Genomic DNA, 18,091 nt, shown 5'->3' with positions numbered 1-18,091 from the left:
TTGATGTGATAAGTTATTGAATTTAAATAAAGGAATACTGAGTAATGATGCGTACAGAAAAGAAAACTTCCGCAAAGAATAGTGCTGGACGTCTGATTATGGCTGCCCTTATGTTTGTTTTACAGATCGTTTGGACAGAGACTTTAGTACTAATGGTATTTAATTATGCGGCAAGTATCAATTTAGTTTTTACAATTATAGCGATTTTTATTGTGCTTAAGATGCATGTAAAGACAAGTAATGCCTCAATGCGTTCACCTTGGATAATAGTTATATTAAGCTTACCTGTTATGGGTGTTCCGCTTTATTTTCTATATGGAAGACCCGTAATTACTAAGAAAGCTAGAATTAGATTTGAAAATATGGTAGAGGAAATTGATCCTTTTATGGTTCAAGATGAAGCAGTGGCAAAGGAACTTGAACAAAAGGATAAAGCTATTTCAAATGAATTTAAGTACCTTTATAATCACATGGCTTTTCCAGTTCATAATAAGACAGCAGTTGAATATCATGGCTGTTCAGAAGATGGGCTTGAAAGCTTGATATCCACACTAGAGCTTGCAAAGAAGTTCATTTTCATGGAATATCACGCCATTGAAGATGCCACAAGCTTTGGTCGAATTAAGGATGTACTTATAAGAAAAGCGGCAGCAGGAGTAGAGGTTCGTCTCTTTTACGATGATGTTGGTAGTATATTTTTCTTAAATAAGGACTTTATTAAAGAGATGCGAGAAAAGGGCATTGACTGTCGAGTCTTTAACCCAGTTAGCGCAGTCTTTAATATGTTTATGAATAATCGAGATCATAGAAAGATTACAGTAGTTGACGGCCTTTATGCAGTGACTGGTGGTTATAATCTTGCTGATGAATATTTTAATATTACTCACCCATATGGGGAATGGTATGATACTGGAATCAAGGTAGTTGGAAGGGCTGTGCATAATTACACAATTATTTTCCTGTCTATGTGGAATTCTATTAAAAAGACGGATGAAGATATTAGCAAGTATATTGATATAGACTATTCTCCAGTGGAATATTTGGTAAGAGATAGTAAGGCTTATGTTAGCCCTTATGCAGATAGTCCTCTTGGAGAAGATAGGGTTGGCGAAAATGTATATCTTAATATCATTAAGAATGCAAAGGATTACGTGTATATCACTACACCTTATCTTTTAATTACCGATGAGATGAGAAGAGAACTTACTCTTGCTGCAAGACGCGGGGTAGATGTAAGAATTGTAACTCCAGGAATACCAGATAAGAAGCTTACCTATTCAATGACACGTTCATATTATCCTGGCCTTGTAAAGCACGGGGTTAGAATTTATGAATATACACCAGGTTTTATGCATGCTAAGCAGTGGGCCTGCGATGATGAGATTTCAGCAGTTAATACAATTAACATGGATTTTAGAAGTCTTTATCATCATTTTGAAAATGGTACTCTTATTTACGATAAAGATACAGCAATAAGTGTTAGAGAAAACTTTGAGGAAATATTTGAAAAATCAGTGGATGTAACTGAGAAGTACTCTGACTATAAGCATCAGCACTTAACACTTTGGCAGTGTTTAATTAGATTAATTTCTCCATTGTTCTAAGTTGCGATTGGGAATATATTGGTGTATATTTAACACATGAGACGCCTTTGGCGCAATTAAAAAGTTATATGAAATGAGGTATTATGAGAGAAGAAACAGTTACTGTTAAGATTGATCATCCCTTGGGCAGTACAGACGAAGACAACCCCTCGATAGTGTACCCTATTAATTGCGGGTACGTAGAAAGAGATTGTGAGATAGGGCAAAATGGTGAATTTTCTAGACAGGAGGCCTATGTATTAGGCGTGGATGTACCACTTGATGAATTTACAGGAGTTTTGACCGCAGTGGCAAGAAGAAAGGATGATGCAAACTCAGTTTGGCTCGTAGTTCCAGAGAATATCCATTATACAAGACAGCAGCTTGAAGAAATGATATATTTTAGCGAGCAATATTACGATGGTTTTGTAGAGGTTATTGATGATGAAATCTGGGATGGCTACGATTGTGATGAACACAGACTTGGCCTTGATGTTAAAAGAAGTCAGGCAAAATCACTACCAGAGGGAGTTTATCATGTAGTAGTAATGGTTTACACGATTACGAAGGACGAAGGTAAGATCTTAGTTACCCAGCGTTCTCGTAATAAGACTTATCCCCTTAAATGGGAAGTTACGGGAGGTTCAATCCTTAAGGGTGAAACTGCAAGACAGGGAGCAGCTCGTGAACTTTTAGAGGAAACTGGCATTAAAGTAGCGCCAGAAGACTTAATTCCTCTATATGAATTTTCAGATGCAAGAAAGCATGTGATTTACCATAGTTACATTAATTTGATTGAATCAGAAACCAAGATTAAACTTCAACTTGGAGAAACTATGGACTATAAGTTTATACCTTATGAAGAATTTATTGAGATGGTGGAATCAGAAAGATTTGTACCATCAGAACAGAAAAGATATGGCAGATTTAAAGAACTAATTAATGAAAAGGTTCATGAATATATTTAGAATTAGAGGTAGAGATGGCAGTTAACAAGAAGTATGAGAGACAGTTAAAGAAGGGTGTTTTTGAAATACTTGTGCTTCAATTACTAAGCGAAAAAGAGAAATATGGTTATGAACTTCTTACAGAGATGAAAGAGCGTAGTAACGGAATGTTTAGCGTAAAGGAAGGCACTTTATATCCAATACTATATAGACTTGAAGACGAAGGTCTTGTGGTAGCAAAGTGGACACAGCCAAAGGAAAGGGAAATTAGTAGAAAGTATTATTCAATAACAATGCCAGGTTTAGTAGTTCTAGATGAACTAAAGAATTTGTGGACTGAATTTTATACGAATGTCAATAATATTCTAAAATTTTAAATTGATAAAAATTATCAAAAACTAAGATAAGTGAGGAAACGCCTTAAATACAGGAGTTTCCTCCTATTTTTTTGTTTTTAAGATTGGATAAAAGAATAAATTAATCATTGACAAAAAATGAATTAAGAGTAATAATATAACTGTACTAAGACAGTTAGTACAGTTAAGACGCACGATAAGATGTTGATACACTAAAGAGCGCGTAAGCGCTAGAATTAAAAATCGGCACCCGATAAGGCATTTACCATAACGGATGCTACAATATATATGTTATCTAACCTTTATCCCAATACAAGAATAACTATTAGGGTGCTGATTTTTCAAAAAAGAATTACAATTTACCAGAAACTGTAGTAAATTTTAGAAGATAATTTTCATTTTATATATTCACATTTTAAAAAACACCAAGAAACAATAAAGAATAATATGTAACATTAACTAGTAAAGTATTGGATTTTGTAACATGAAGATAAACTAAAGACATATATGAAAGGTAAGTATATGAAAGGTAGGCAGAGAATGTTTATTATTGATGCAATGTCTCGTACACCAGTATATGAACAACTAATTGAGCAAGTAGAGACAATGGTACTTACAGGAGTAATGAAATCTGGGGACAAGATGCCTTCTGTAAGAAGTTTGTCTGGGGAATTAAGCATCAATCCGAATACAATCCAAAAAGCTTATGCCGAACTTGATAGAAAGGGCTTGATAGCTTCGGTACCGGGAAAAGGTTCTTTTATATCTGAGAATGCAATGGACATCATAGGTAACGACAAGAGGGAGCAGGCGGCAGATCTTAAAGATTTAATTGGTGAGATGAAGTTGGCAGGAGTAACTAAGCAAGAGATTATGAAGATAATCGAGGAGGTGTATGGATGATTGAATTAAAATCTGTATCTAAGAAATTTGATCATTTTCAGGCTTTAGATAAAATTGGCAGTAATATTAGTGATTCAAGTATATATGGAATGGTTGGTTCTAATGGGGCAGGTAAATCCACATTATTAAGAATTTTAGCAGGTATATATGAAGTAGACGAAGGGGAAGTACTTTACGATGGTCAGGCTATTTATAATAATCCTGAAGTAAAGAAAGATGTTGTACTTGTGGGAGATGAATTATACTTTTTCCCAGGTGCAGATTTAAAGCGAATGGCTAAGTTCTATGCTTCTGTATATGATAATTTTGATAAAGACTTATTTAATGAGTTAATAATAGATTTTAAATTGGATATTAATAAAAATTTAGGACATTATTCTAAGGGTATGAGAAGACAGGCAGCTATTGTACTTGCCCTTTCTACAGGTGCAAATTATTTATTATTTGATGAGACTTTTGATGGTCTCGATCCAGTAGTTAGAAAGTTTGTTAAGAAGAAAATATGTGAAATAGTTGCAGATAAAAAAGCAACTGTAATTATTACTTCTCATTCGCTTAGGGAACTTGAAGATATATGTGATCATTTGGTTTTATTACATAAAGGCAGCTTAGTGGTTGATAGTGATATTATTGAATTAAAGACGCATAAATTTAAGGTTCAGATTGCCTTTAGGGAAGAATTTAATAGAGATAAATTTAGTGACTTTGATATAGTAAGTTATTCTCAACGAGGTTCAGTTGCCAATATTATTATTAATGGTGAAAAGGAAATCGTAGTAAATAGGTTAAAAGGCTTAAATCCAGTTTTACTTGATGTATTACCTTTAACTTTAGAAGAAATATTCATATATGAGATGGAAAAACTTGGATACGATTTTTTGGAGGCGACATATGAATAATAAACGCATTTTTAGTTTTAATCTATTTAAACAGACTTTTAGTCAGTTAAAATCTGTAGGAATAATTGGAATAATAGGTGTATTATTTATATCTTTCACTATTGTTTTTGATCTTGTTCAAGAAAGAATGAAATATAGTTTAGGACAGATACATGCAGAGTATGAATATTCAAAGGCTATTGTTACAGGACTTGACGAGAATGGATTTTTAATAGTAATAATCCCACTATTAGTTATCGCTTTTAGTCTTATAGTATGGCATTTCCTAAATCAAAGAGTTTCATCAGACTTTTATCATTCACTACCATATACTAGACTTGCACTTTACTTAAGTCGATTTATGGCAGGAGTGGTATGGCTGTTTTTAATACTATTACTTAATATGATAATTCAGCTTGTTAGTTTTTTGTTATATAAGGATTATTTAATAGTAGATTATAGTGGAATGCTTTTGATGCATTTGTCCTTGTTTATATATGGTTTTCAAGCACTTTGTGCTTTTGCATTAGCTTGCGCTTTAACAGGAAATATAATTAGTAACGTATTAACAGCTAGCATAATAGTTTTTTTACCAAGATTTATTTCTACTATAGTTTTTAGTTTTATTAACACTCAAACAATACTTAGAGTTGACGAGGTTCCTGGTCTATTTAATAACATTTATAATTTTGATGTTGCTTTTGTGTTTAGATTTGTAGGAATTAACCACTTAGAAAGTTTCTCGGATATTATTTCTAATCCTGGAACATATATTTATAGTATTATACTAAGTTTTGTTTATTTACTTCTTGGTGCTTATGCATTTAATAAAAGAAAGAGTGAATACGCTGGAAAGGGCGCTATTAGTAGAGTCTTAAGATTTATAATTAGAACAGCTATAGTAGTTGCCTTAAATGTTTATAGTATTGCGAGATTTATTAATGAAGATCACAGTATTGAGAGCTTTTGGGAAATTGTTGCCACCTTCCTTGTTACTATTGTGATTCTTGGAATTTATGAATTTATTGCTTCAAAGAGAGTGGCAAGCATCATTAAGGCGATTCCAAGTTTAATTGTAGGTATTGTGGTTACAGTTGGAATTTCTTTATGCATTAATATGACTGTAAAGAATATCAATAATTACACACCAACAACTGATAATGTGAAAAATGTTAGCATTTCCATTATAGGCAACAATTATAGATATGAAGCCACAGAATACACAGGCGTAATTACGGGAAAGTATAAGATAACAGATGAAGAAGTTATTGATACTTTAATTGATGCCTATAAGAGAACTAAAAAGAAAGCTATAAAGTCTGATATAAGAGATTTTAATATTACAGATGACGGATATACAGCAGTTGAAGTACAGTTTAATAGCTCAATTATTAAGAATAAGAGAATTGTATGGTTAAGCAATTCTGATATTGAGAAGATTGCTTCTAAGCTATCAGATTACGAGGATTATCAGAAGGCTTTTGATAAATATCCAGATGTGAATGAGGCAAGTTTTGAATACGATGCGGTAATTGATAAACTTACAAGTTCTGAGATTAAAAATGTATATCAGACTGCAGTGGAAGAACTAAACGAATTAGATTTTAAAGATGTATATATGGCAAGAGTAAAGGGCTCAAGTACTAATATTCGAGCTTATTTTTCAAAGAATGGTAAGAAGTATAAGGTTATAATTCCTATTACTCAGGAATATACTCCAAAGGCACTAGCTTTAGTTATGAATTACTGCAACGAAGACTTATATGAGCAGGAAGAAATTAGAACAGGACTTGCAGACATTTTAGAAACTTATGTATTAAACTCAGATACTAACAGTCTTTATGATGAATATAATATATCTGATACAAGTAGTTATTATGACATTTATTTTACTGATTATAAATTTCCAGCAAATGAAGATATGGAATCAGAGGTTTTATATCTAGATGATTTAGAGGAAAATGATGGCGAATTCCTAAAGGCTATCATTGATGCTTTGCGAAATGGAAATGAAATTACTAATGTAGATTCAGATGATGAATTTATTGGGCTTAATATAACTCATATGGTTTATGATTCTGAATATGAGTATTACTATTGCGATGAAGAATATTATTTCTATGTACGAATAGACTAGAGCGATTTTTCGCAAAATATTTGCTAAATCTTATAACCCGCATAAAAAGGCACCCCATTATAGTCCAAATCCTAGGGCTGTAATGGGGTGTTCTTTTTAATTTAGATTGAAAGTCAAAAGCGCTAAGCTATTCTTTAGCAATGCTCTCTAACTTATCCCAATTTCTTAAATTCTTAATTAGTAGTGGGATTTCGGCAAGCAACATACCAATCCAACCCACTAAGTAACCATAAGGGAAGGAAAGAATTTCTGCATTAAATATAAATACTAGAATACTTACAGCAATAACTCTTACAAACATATTTACGAAACTACTAATAAGTGTAACCTTTAAATCTCCCATACCTCTAAAGAAGCCCTGAACTCCATTAGTCATGGCAGGAAGTAAATAACAAAAGGCGATTACGTGAAGGTATGTAACACCTTCTTTTATAACAAGGGCATCCTTGGTAAATAGCATCATAAGTGGATTTGCAAGTAAGTAACATACAAGTAAAATAAATACTCCATAGGTAAGTTCTAATTTCATACCATCAAGGAAGCCGGATTTTACTCGCTTGAAGTTTTTAGCTCCTCTATTTTGCGCCATAAAACTTGTCATGGCATGACCAATATTTTGCTCAGGAGTATAGGCAAAATCATCGATTCTATTAACAATTGTAAAGGCAGCAGAAACTGCAATACCCATAGAATTGGCAATAGCCTGAATTACAATCTTACCCATCTGAACTGTGGCCTGCTGCATAGCAGAAGCCCATCCGTAACTAACTGTCTTAGCAAGTAGTGTCTTATCAAAGATAAACCAAGAAAGTCCAAGGTTTAGAATAGGAACTTTTCTTTTTATGTAAATAAGACAGAAAACTACGCTAAGAAATTCACTTAAAACCGTAGCAATAGCACATCCGTTGCTACCCATTTTAAAGATAATAACAAAAATCAAATCTCCAAGGATGTTAATAATAGCACTTGAAATTAGGAAGTAGAGTGGAGTCGTGCTATCGCCCAAAGCCCTTAGAGTACTTGATAGGAAGTTATAGCCATAAGTAAAAATTAGACCTAGGAAAACGATTCGCATATAGCTAATTCCCATAGCTAGGGCAGACTCATGAATCTGTAACAATCTTAAAATTAGAGGTGCATTTACAATACACACTAAGCTAATAAAAATTGAAAAAATGAGACCTGCAAGCATTGTGGTACTTATCTGTCTTTTTAAAGTCTTATAATCCTTAGCGCCAAATTGAACGCCCATTAGGATACCAGCACCCATGCAAAGTCCGTTTAGGAGATTGATCATAAGTGTAGTGATAGGGTTTGCGCTACCCACTGCCACAAGGGCTTCAGCTCCTACAAAACGACCAACAATAATGCTATCCATGGCATTATAGGTCAATTGGAAAATGTTACCAATAATTAGGGGAATAGTAAAATTAATTAGTTGAGGCATAATTTTACCCTTAGTTAAGTCTTTAGTCATTCTTCTTAATAAACAGTTTCTTTTATTTTTTAGAAAATGTTTATCTTTCTCCTTTCTGAAAAAATATATAAAATAATCAAATTTGTAAATCTGATATTTCCTAGAAAAAATGTCATAAACAATTATACAGATTTTTTTGGAAAAATAAAATATTAAGAAAGCTAGTAAAATTCCATTACTATTATTTTTAATAGTAGCTTGCAATATTAATAGTGTAGTGCTATAATCCAATAAACTACAGTAAAGATTGTGCTCGATTTATTATTGTAGAGAAGATAAATAAAGAGTTTATGAGGATTAACGAGGTGTGTATGAAAGAAGATAAGAAGAATAGTATTTATTGTCCAATAGAATACGGATTACAGGTTTTCGGAGGAAAGTGGAAGGCTAGAGTAATATGTGTTTTAAATGATAAGGGAACCCTTCGTTATAACCAATTAAGAGAAGATATGCCAGAAATTACAGATGGAATGCTTGCATCTACTTTGAAGGAATTAATGCAAGAGAATATTGTTGAGAGAAAGCAATATGGAGAGATTCCGCCAAGAGTTGAGTATTCATTAACACCAAAGGGTGAATCAACTATTCCGATTCTAGACATCATTAGAAAGTGGTCTATGGAACAATTTAAGATAGAAGCTAAAGGTAATTTAGAAGCAGCACAGAAAAGACTTGAAGAAGCTGTTAAGGCTGACAGAGCAGGTTGCCTTGTAAATGCGGGTATTAAAGATAATAAAAAAATGCCAATTAAGGAGGAAGTATAAATGGCTAACAAGATATTAGAAGTAAAAGATGTAAAGGCTAGAGTTGAAGATAATGAGATTTTACATGGCTTAAATCTAACAATTAATGAAGGTGAAACTCATGTAATTATGGGACCTAACGGTGCTGGTAAGTCAACTCTTGGAAATGTTTTAATGGGTAATCCAAAGTATGAGAAAATTTCAGGTCAGATTTTCTTTAATGGTGAGGATATTACAGAAGCAGGAACAGATGAGATTGCAAAAAAAGGTATGTTTTTATCTTTCCAGAATCCAATTGAGGTTCCTGGTATTACACTTTCAAACTTTATTAGAAATGCTTATCAGAATAGAAATGGTGGAAGAATTAGATTATGGGATTTTAGAAAAGACTTGGAAAATTCAATGAAGTTATTATCTATGGATCCTTCTTATGCTAATAGAGATTTAAATGTAGGATTTTCTGGTGGTGAGAAAAAGAAGGCTGAGATTTTACAGCTTCTTATGCTAAAGCCAAATCTAGCAATTCTTGATGAAACAGATTCAGGCCTTGATGTAGATGCAGTAAAGACTGTATCTGAAGGTATTAAGGCTTATAAAGAGAAGGTAGGCGGAGCTTTAATTATTATCACTCATAGTACAAGAATTCTTGAGTCTCTTGATGTGGATTACACACATATCCTAGTGGATGGAAAGATCGTTAAGTCAGGAGATGCTACATTAGTTGATGAAATCAACAAGGAAGGATTTGAAAAATATATTAACTAGAAAGGTAGGAAGCTATGAAGGAAAAGACATACGTTGAAGATATAGATAGAAGTCTTTACGATTTTAGAAATGAAGATAAAGACGCTTTTAGATTAGATGGCGGCCTATCAGAAGAGATTGTTCGTCAGATATCTAAAGAGAAGAATGATCCAGAATGGATGCTTGATTTAAGACTTAAGTCTCTTAAGATTTTTAATGATACACCATTCCCACAGTGGGGCCCAGCAATTGATGGCCTTAACATGGACAACATCGTTACTTATGTTCGTCCTAAAGATAATAAGATGATGGCTGATTGGAAGGACGTTCCAACAGAGATTAAAGATACATTTGAAAAATTAGGAATACCACAAGCAGAAAGAGAATCTCTTGCAGGGGTTGGTGCCCAGTATGATTCAGAGCTTGTTTACCATAATATAAAAAAGGAAGTAGCTGAGGCAGGTGTTATCTACACAGACCTAGAGTCTGCAATGCATGGAGAGTATGGAGATATGATTAGAGAGCATTTTATGAAGCTCGTACCTCCAACAGACCACAAGTTTGCGGCTCTTCACGGAGCAGTTTGGTCAGGCGGTTCCTTTGTTTATGTTCCTAAGGGGGTTAAGGTGGAAATCCCACTTCAGTCTTACTTTAGACTAAATGCCCCAGGAGCAGGTCAGTTTGAGCATACTTTAATTATTGTAGATGAAGGTGCCGACCTTCACTTTATAGAAGGTTGTTCAGCTCCAAAGTATAACGTGGCTAATTTACATGCAGGTTGTGTTGAATTATTTGTTGGTAAAAATGCAAAGCTTCGTTACTCTACAATTGAGAACTGGTCAAAGAATATGTATAACTTAAATACTAAGAGAGCCTTAGTTGAAGATGGCGGAACAATTCAGTGGATATCTGGTTCATTTGGTTCTCATGTATCTTACCTTTATCCAACTTCTGTTCTTCAGGGAGATGGTGCTCGTTCTGAATTTACAGGCGTAACATTTTCTGGCGCAGGACAGGATCTAGATACAGGTTGTAAGGTAATTCACAATGGTCCTAATACCACAAGTTATGTTAATACAAGATCAATATCAAAGTCAGGCGGTGGCAATACATTTAGAAGCTCTGTAAATATTAATCCTAAGGCAAAGAATTCAAAGTCATCTATAAGCTGTGCTTCATTAATGCTTGATAGCGAATCTCGTTCAGATACAATTCCAGCAATGGATATTAGAACAAAGGACGCAGATGTAGGACACGAAGCTAAGATTGGTAGCATTAGCGATGATACAGTATTTTACCTAATGTCTCGTGGTTTATCTGAAGAAGATGCAAGAGCCTTAATCGTAAGTGGCTTCGCAGATAATGTTTCAAAAGAGTTACCACTAGAATATGCCATAGAAATGAACAACCTCATCCGCTTAGAGATGAAAGGTACTATAGGATAAGGACTGATCAAAGGAGGGACCCACAAAGTGGGAGGATCCCTTTGATCTCGTTGCATCCTAACGCGAAGCGTATCTCATGGATGCAACTCCTCAAAAAAAAGACTACCGGTATTGACAAAGTATAACAAGGAGGGACACATGTATATAAATCATTTGCCAGCTGAAACCTGGAATCATCTTAAAATGAATGGCAGTGAAATAGAAGTAGCAGATAAGCTATCAAACGCTATCTTTACTGTGACTAGAGCCAATAACATAAATTGTGAACTTGGCCAGATAAAAGGCCTCAATATAGATGCAAGAGACAATAATGCAATGAGAATTGCTGCTAAGAATGGCGTCAATGTAACTGGCGTTGGCCCTGATATGGACAATCTTCTTAGCACTAATAATATAAGTCTTAATCAGTATGAAATAAATGAAAATTCTGGAGATACTTTAGTATTGTCATTTAAGTTAGTGGATGGAGCAAATTGGGCCTCAGCCTTTGAAATAACTGTTAAGAAGGGCTGTAAAGCTAAGGTAATTGAAGAATTTGAAAGTGAAGATAAGGCAAAGGCATTTCTTGCAGTTCAGACAAAATTTGTTTTAGAAGAAGGCGCAAGCCTAGAATTTATCCAACTTCAAAGACTTGGGGCAGGAGTAACTTTTGTTAATGACATAGGAACTATGCAGGCTGCAAATTCAGTAGTGAATTTACAGGAAGTAATATTAAAGACTGCAAAAACTTACTTAGGTTCAAGAGCAAATCTTGTAGGAGATGCTTCAGAGTTTCATGCAGAGGTTGGCTACTTAGTTGATAATAGAGACAGACTTGATATGAATTTTGTAGCTTTCCAGACAGGAAGAAAAACTGATAGTACTCTTAATGTTAAGGGTATTTTAAGAGATGAAGCTTTTAAGATTTTTAGAGGAACCATTGATTTTATAAAGGGTTGTGTGGCATCTAAAGGTCAAGAGCTAGAAGATGTTTTACTTCTAGATGATGGAGTTATTAATCAGACAATTCCACTTATTCTTTGTGATGAGGAAGACGTGGAGGGAGATCATGGTGCAACCATTGGTCAGTTAGATGAAGAGGAATTATTCTATCTAAAGTCTAGAGGTATAAAAGAAGAGAATATTTATGAAATGCTTGCAAAGGCTAGATTAGATTCAGTTGTTGCAAAGATTTCAGATGAAGAAATAAAAACAAAGTGGCTATCTTTTATAGAGTAATTAGCTAGTTAAAGGGAGGAGTGTTAGAGTATGAGCTATACATTAGAAGAATTAAGAAATATTGGTGCAGATTTAAGAAAAGATTTTCCTATTATTAATGATAGTGCTTCCTATCTTGATAATTCAGCAACATCACAGAAACCAAGACAGGTAATTGAGGCAGTTACATATTATTATGAAGAGTCAAATGCAAATCCTCTACGTGGATTATATGACCTATCTGTTAAGGCTACAGATGCCTATGAGGATGCTAGGGAAGCAGTAAGAAAATTTATCAATGCCGGAAAGATTTCCGAAATTGTATTTACAAGAAATGCTACAGAGAGTTTGAATTTAATAGCCAATTCCTATGGCAAGGCCTTCTTAAAAGAGGGAGATGAAATCCTTGTTTCCATTATGGAACATCACTCTAACATGCTTCCTTGGCAGGAAGTAGCAAAGGCTACAGGCGCCAAGATTAAATATCTTGATATTGATGAAAATGGTGCAATAACAGTTGATGTGTTATCAAAAGCCATTAGTAAAAACACTAAATTAGTTGCTATTACTCAGGTTTCTAATGTACTTGGTATAAAAAATGATATTAAGGCTTTGGCAAAGTTAGCCCATGAAAATGGAGCAATATTTGTCTGTGATGGAGCACAGTCTGTACCTCATATGAAGGTAGATGTTAAGGAACTTGATGTTGATTTCTTAGCATTTTCAGGCCATAAAATGTTAGCCCCAATGGGAATTGGTGTTCTTTATGGAAAAGAAGAGTTATTAGAGAAAATGCCACCATTCCTTTATGGTGGAGAGATGATTGAATATGTAACACTTGAGGGCGCTACATATGCAGAACTTCCACATAAGTTTGAAGCAGGAACTGTTAATGCCAGTGGTGCAGTAGGTTTACATGCAGCTATTGATTACATTAATAAGGTTGGATTTGACTATATTGAGGAAAGAGAGAATCAGTTGACAGCTTATGCCTTTGAGAAAATGAAAGCTATTCCTCATGTAAACATAGTGGGTTCACAAAATCCAGCCGATCATCATGGCATTTTAACATTTACAGTTGATGGCTGCCATCCACATGATATATCAGAAATCATGAATTCTCTAGATGTAATGGTAAGAGCAGGACATCACTGCGCTCAGCCACTTACTAAGTATTTAGGCTTAAACTCAACAACAAGAGCTAGTCTTGGATTTTATAATAATGAAAAGGATATCGATAGATTTATTGATGCCCTATCACAGATTAGAGGTAAATTAGGTTATGGAGAATAATAGAAGTTTTTATAATGAAATATTAACAGAACACAATATAAATCCCTTTCATAAACATGAAATAGAAGGTGCAAACTTAGAACTTAGGGGAGTTAATCCTTCTTGTGGTGATGAAATAACTTTAAAGCTTAAAGTGGAGAATGACAAAATCGTTGATGCAGGCTATGTAGGCGATGGTTGTGCTATTTCTCAGGCTAGCGCAGATATGATGATTGATTTAGTGTTAGGTAAGACCAAAGAGGAAGCCTTAAACTATGCTAACATTTTCTTAAAAATGATTAAGGGCGAGGCAAGCCTTGAGGAAATAGAAAGCCTTGAAGAGGCAGGCGCATTACAGGATATTTCCCATATGCCAGCTAGAGTAAAGTGTGCGGTTCTTTCTTGGCATACATTAGAGGAATTGTTTGACGTAGAGTAAGTAATCTCCTACTTTAGCGCAGAGTAAGCAATTCTTTTATACGGAATAAAAATTATAGAATAAGTTTACAAACCATCGTTTAGACGATATAATATACTTAAAGTATATACATCGTTTTAACGATGGTTTTTTCGTGATTAAAATTAAATAAGAGGGTGTTTTATGAAACTATACCATGGTGCCGAACGTATTATAAAGAAGCCTGTCTGGGGAGAAGGCTTTATTTTTAATGATTTTGGTCAGGGCTTTTATTGTTCACAAGAGATGGAGATTACTAAAGAATGGGCCTGTCAAAACAAAACTAATGGCTTTGTTAGTGAGTTTGAAATCAATTTAAAGGGTGAGGGCATTAATTTTCTAGATTTAAATTCCGGTGAGTATAACATTTTTAATTGGATGGCAATAGTCCTTGAAAACAGGCAGTTTAGGATTAACGGCGAGGATGCTATAAGGGCTAGAAAGTACATTTTAGATAATTTCTATGTGGATTATTGGAAATGTGACATTGTAAGAGGCTACAGAGCTGACGATTCTTACTTTGCCATCACTAATGCTTTTCTTAATAATGATATTTCCCTTGAAAATTTTTATAAGTCTATGGATTTAGGCAAAAATGGAATTCAACTTTTACTTAGAACTAAGAAAGTCTACGATTTATTAGAATTTAAAAAGGCTAGCTTCGCAAATAAGGAGATTTATTATCCTAAAAAAATAGCCAGAGATATGAAGTTTAGAGAGGAATTTACGAAGTCTATAAGTGAGGAGGACGACGGACTTAAGCTCTATATTAACGATATAGTGGAAAAGGGGTGGAAATCCAATGATGAATGCCTACAACGATACATACTTGGATGATGCAATGTGTAATCTTGGGGATATGTTTGATTATGCTATATATGATTTAGGAATTGATGGGGATGAGTTCTTAATTAGCTTTATTGAGACCGGCATTGCTAGACAGTTTGAAATCGGTAATCCAAAGTATATAACTGGTATGTCAGGAGTGGAATTAGTAGATACAGTTTTACTAAAGCAAGGCAAGGATATACAGGCAATTAAGCCAAGAAATAAGAACTTTGACGAGGCGGAATATTGGACTGGCTGGGCCTTGGCATATTTTCAATGGAAAAGTTCTCTAAGATTTGTTGACATTTTCAATCGAGGGCTTACAATAGAGAAGATATTGTCCTTGTACGACGGACTCCATGATGAAGACGTAGAAGAATTCGTGAAAGAAGCTAATAAAATTATTAGTCAAAAGAGAAGAGATAAAAATACTAATCTTGCCAAAATCAGAAAGGCAAGAGGGATGTCCCAGAGGCAATTATCCAATGAATCAGAGGTTACTTATAGAATGATTCAGCTCTATGAACAACGTCAGAATGATATAAATAAGGCAAGTGTGGCTACAATTCTTAATTTAGCTAAGGCCCTTGCCTGTGATGTTGAAGATATATTGGAAAGATAATGCGCAAGCTTATAAGAGGTTAGTTGTTATGGCAAATAGATGGGAACAGATTGTAAAGTGCGCTCTTGATTTGGGAGAGAGCTTGTACGTGGCAGGCGGAGAGGTAAGCAGAGTAGAATCAACTGTTAGCCGAATTTGTTATGCTTACGGCGCAAAAAAAGTAGATATTTTAGGAATTACTTCCTGTTTAATAGTTACAGTTCAAACAGATGATGACAGAGTGGTTACTCAGACAAGAAGAGTGCCGGGACAAGATTATAATATGCATAAATTGTCCCAGTTAAATAATCTATCAAGATGTGTTTGCAGTAGTTATGTAAGTTTAGAGGATTTTCGAGAAAGACTAGATAAAATAAATGAGAAGGCAGATGTGTCTCTTTTAAAGCTAGCTATGTCCTGGGCTTTAGTGTCTGCCTTTTTTTGTATTTTCTTTGGTGGAAATATAGTAGAAGCCATATATTCAGGCGTTTTAGGTGCAATATTAAGAGTGGTATATAGTTATCTTTTAAGTTTAAGTCTAAATAATTACTATGCAATTCTTATATGTAGCTTTGCCGGTGGTTTGGCAGCCGATATACCAATATCAATAGGTGTACCACTAAATGCTGCGGCTATAAGTATGGGAAATATCATGCCCTTTGTACCTGGACTCGCCTTTACAAACTCTATCAGAGATATGTTTTCCGGGGAGACAATTACAGGTCTTTTAAGAAGTGCAGAATCTATTATTCTTTGTCTTGGTATTGCTTTTGGTTTTGCGCTATGTACTACAAGTTCAGAGGTTAGAAGTGATGTAAATATATGGGTTACAATTATTTCCGCCCTTGGTGGAACTTTTGGTATTACCCTTTGGTTTAATCTTGATTATAAGCATATTTTAGCTGGTACCATAGGAGGAGCCTTTGCTTGGGCGGTGGCTATTATTTTACAAAACTTTGGAGTGATGGAATTTCTTTCATATATAATTGCTTCCGCTGTAATTACAATTGTGGCAGAATTTTTGGCAAGAGTTTATAAATGTCCGGTTACAGTATTTTTAGTACCTGGAATCGTACCAATGGTACCAGGAGGCCTATTATATAGAACTCTAAGAAAGGCTGTAGCTGGAGACTGGTCAGGTTTTTCCTCATTTGGTTTAAGAACAATTCTTATATCTTTTGGTATTGCCGCAGGTGTAATAATTGTTACTGCCATAGCTGATGTTATTACTAAGAGATTGGATGAAAAAGGTCTCACAAAAAGATTTATTTTAAAAAGAGATCGTTAGATACAAGATGTTGATTTTGCGATTTGATAAATATGTTAACACCTTCTAAATCTTGATTTGAGTCAAAGTTTAGAAGGTGTTGTTTTTATTATATACAAGTTTTTTGGGGAAATTTGTTGTATAATAAATGTACAACAATCGTGGGAATTAAATAAAACTAATTGGGGTAGCATGGGGAGGTGGCTTACATCCAATAGAATGGGGGTATTATGAATTCAGCGGAAGAATTACTGGATTATAACAGCCGTATATTGGAAGTAGTAAACTACTTTAAGCGAAAGGTCAAAGAAATAGGTGCAGATACATCTGATGACAACCTCGACGATATTTTGCTAAATCTTTCAGATGAATCTGGTTTAAGTGAACTTATGATTGAGCACTTAGACGAGATTTTAGATTCTTGCTCAGATAAGAAAATCGCCTTTTTTAACAGATTTGCCAATGTGATTATTGGCCTTGAAGAAGTTTCAGAACGTAAAATCAAAGCGGCATTATATAAGTTAAAGTCAGATGAGACAGGTACAATTAATCTTAATTCCTGTCTAACTAAGGAAGAAATAAGAAATATTAACTTATATGGCGCATGTGTTGAGTTAAAAGAAGCTGTTAGGAATATTAAGAGGGCAAGAGTTTTAAAGACTATTTATTTTATTGCTACATTTATCCTTGTAATGACATGGGGATATGTGATAAATAGGGAAATAAACAACGTGTTTGGTCTTGAGATTGCAACGGTTGCCTGGGCATTACTTGCTCCTATGATGGAACCTCACTATAGTAAGAAGAAGTCCTTTTTAGCCTTCTTTGAATTAGTGAATCTAACAAGAATGATTATGCTTGTAGCATCTAGTGTAATGATTGTATCAATGAATTATCTTATGTATGGATCAATTTCCTGCGGATTATTTTCATTGCTTTTAATCTATATTTTATTTGTGGCCTACATGCATGATTTTAGAAAAAGTAATTAGATATAAATGAATATAAAAATGAATAAAATTATAAGGGAACGACATCAGGTTTTGCTATTTTGTCGTTCCTTTTTTTTCCTAAAAATTTATAGTGAAATTTGACTATAGCAGGTACTATTTTTTACACAATACTTTATATATTCGAAGTTTATTAACACGAAAAATTAGGCTTAAACAGGCATAAATAAAGGATTTCTTCCTCATTACGAAGGTACTAATTTCAAAATAGGACTAGTACTAGGGTACTAAATTTTAGTTGACATT

The 18,091-nt window shown here is 34.1% G+C and carries 17 protein-coding genes; 16 read left to right on the top strand and 1 reads right to left on the bottom strand.

The window, feature by feature from the left end; genetic code table 11:
- Positions 1–44 precede the first annotated feature (44 nt).
- From cls to QVA17_RS03235, 6 genes are all read left to right on the top strand, one after another.
- Positions 45–1,604: a cardiolipin synthase gene (gene cls / locus QVA17_RS03260; protein WP_287386417.1), complete on the top strand. Its 1,560-nt coding sequence runs from the start codon at positions 45–47 to the stop codon at positions 1,602–1,604.
- A gap of 83 nt (positions 1,605–1,687) precedes the next feature.
- The gene (locus tag QVA17_RS03255; protein WP_051195454.1) at positions 1,688–2,551 is read left to right on the top strand and encodes an NUDIX hydrolase; all 864 of its coding nucleotides are present in this window, start codon (positions 1,688–1,690) and stop codon (positions 2,549–2,551) included.
- A gap of 14 nt (positions 2,552–2,565) precedes the next feature.
- Positions 2,566–2,907, top strand: a complete 342-nt coding sequence (locus QVA17_RS03250; protein WP_287386414.1) for a PadR family transcriptional regulator — start codon at positions 2,566–2,568, stop codon at positions 2,905–2,907.
- A gap of 501 nt (positions 2,908–3,408) precedes the next feature.
- Positions 3,409–3,789, top strand: coding sequence for a GntR family transcriptional regulator (locus QVA17_RS03245; RefSeq protein WP_242826375.1), 381 nt, complete (start codon positions 3,409–3,411; stop codon positions 3,787–3,789).
- Positions 3,786–4,688, top strand: a complete 903-nt coding sequence (locus QVA17_RS03240) for an ABC transporter ATP-binding protein (RefSeq protein ID WP_287386412.1) — start codon at positions 3,786–3,788, stop codon at positions 4,686–4,688. Before QVA17_RS03245 ends, QVA17_RS03240 begins: the two co-directional genes overlap by 4 nt.
- Positions 4,681–6,804, top strand: coding sequence for a hypothetical protein (locus QVA17_RS03235; RefSeq protein ID WP_287386411.1), 2,124 nt, complete (start codon positions 4,681–4,683; stop codon positions 6,802–6,804). The genes QVA17_RS03240 and QVA17_RS03235 overlap by 8 nt, the downstream gene beginning before the upstream one ends.
- Positions 6,805–6,931: 127 nt before the next feature.
- On the opposite strand, the gene QVA17_RS03230 is transcribed toward QVA17_RS03235, so the two are convergent.
- Positions 6,932–8,281, bottom strand: coding sequence for an MATE family efflux transporter (locus QVA17_RS03230; RefSeq protein ID WP_287386410.1), 1,350 nt, complete (start codon positions 8,279–8,281; stop codon positions 6,932–6,934).
- Between the two features lie 311 nt (positions 8,282–8,592).
- Here QVA17_RS03230 and QVA17_RS03225 point away from each other — a divergent pair, with 311 nt between their 5' ends.
- The 10 genes from QVA17_RS03225 (at position 8,593) to QVA17_RS03180 (ending at position 17,827) form a co-directional block, all read left to right on the top strand.
- On the top strand, positions 8,593–9,045 hold the full coding sequence (locus QVA17_RS03225) for a winged helix-turn-helix transcriptional regulator (RefSeq protein WP_287386409.1): 453 nt from the start codon (positions 8,593–8,595) through the stop codon (positions 9,043–9,045).
- The gene (gene sufC / locus QVA17_RS03220) at positions 9,046–9,789 is read left to right on the top strand and encodes a Fe-S cluster assembly ATPase SufC (protein WP_287386408.1); all 744 of its coding nucleotides are present in this window, start codon (positions 9,046–9,048) and stop codon (positions 9,787–9,789) included.
- Between the two features lie 14 nt (positions 9,790–9,803).
- Positions 9,804–11,213, top strand: a complete 1,410-nt coding sequence (gene sufB / locus QVA17_RS03215; protein WP_287386406.1) for a Fe-S cluster assembly protein SufB — start codon at positions 9,804–9,806, stop codon at positions 11,211–11,213.
- A gap of 138 nt (positions 11,214–11,351) precedes the next feature.
- Complete coding sequence (locus tag QVA17_RS03210; protein WP_287386405.1) at positions 11,352–12,431, top strand: SufB/SufD family protein; 1,080 nt, start codon at positions 11,352–11,354, stop codon at positions 12,429–12,431.
- 30 nt (positions 12,432–12,461) lie between these two features.
- Positions 12,462–13,703: an aminotransferase class V-fold PLP-dependent enzyme gene (locus QVA17_RS03205; RefSeq protein WP_287386403.1), complete on the top strand. Its 1,242-nt coding sequence runs from the start codon at positions 12,462–12,464 to the stop codon at positions 13,701–13,703.
- Positions 13,693–14,121 carry a Fe-S cluster assembly sulfur transfer protein SufU gene (sufU, locus tag QVA17_RS03200; RefSeq protein ID WP_287386401.1) on the top strand — a complete coding sequence of 143 codons (429 nt, stop codon included), beginning with the start codon at positions 13,693–13,695 and terminating at the stop codon, positions 14,119–14,121. The genes QVA17_RS03205 and sufU overlap by 11 nt, the downstream gene beginning before the upstream one ends.
- A 162-nt stretch (positions 14,122–14,283) precedes the next feature.
- Positions 14,284–14,976 carry a DUF3990 domain-containing protein gene (locus tag QVA17_RS03195; RefSeq protein ID WP_074521496.1) on the top strand — a complete coding sequence of 231 codons (693 nt, stop codon included), beginning with the start codon at positions 14,284–14,286 and terminating at the stop codon, positions 14,974–14,976.
- The gene (locus QVA17_RS03190; protein WP_287386387.1) at positions 14,942–15,589 is read left to right on the top strand and encodes a helix-turn-helix domain-containing protein; all 648 of its coding nucleotides are present in this window, start codon (positions 14,942–14,944) and stop codon (positions 15,587–15,589) included. The genes QVA17_RS03195 and QVA17_RS03190 overlap by 35 nt, the downstream gene beginning before the upstream one ends.
- Before the next feature lie 28 nt (positions 15,590–15,617).
- Positions 15,618–16,856 (top strand): threonine/serine ThrE exporter family protein, encoded by a 1,239-nt coding sequence (locus QVA17_RS03185; RefSeq protein ID WP_287386386.1) that lies wholly within the window; start codon positions 15,618–15,620, stop codon positions 16,854–16,856.
- A gap of 209 nt (positions 16,857–17,065) precedes the next feature.
- Positions 17,066–17,827 carry a hypothetical protein gene (locus QVA17_RS03180; protein WP_287386385.1) on the top strand — a complete coding sequence of 254 codons (762 nt, stop codon included), beginning with the start codon at positions 17,066–17,068 and terminating at the stop codon, positions 17,825–17,827.
- Positions 17,828–18,091: the final 264 nt, after the last annotated feature.

Origin of the sequence: Lachnospira sp. (assembly GCF_016290755.1) — a bacterium.
In the GTDB taxonomy this organism is placed as follows: domain Bacteria; phylum Bacillota; class Clostridia; order Lachnospirales; family Lachnospiraceae; genus Lachnospira; species Lachnospira multipara.
The sequence above is the reverse complement of the archived record's forward strand: the minus strand, read 5'-3'. Positions and strand labels throughout refer to the sequence as shown.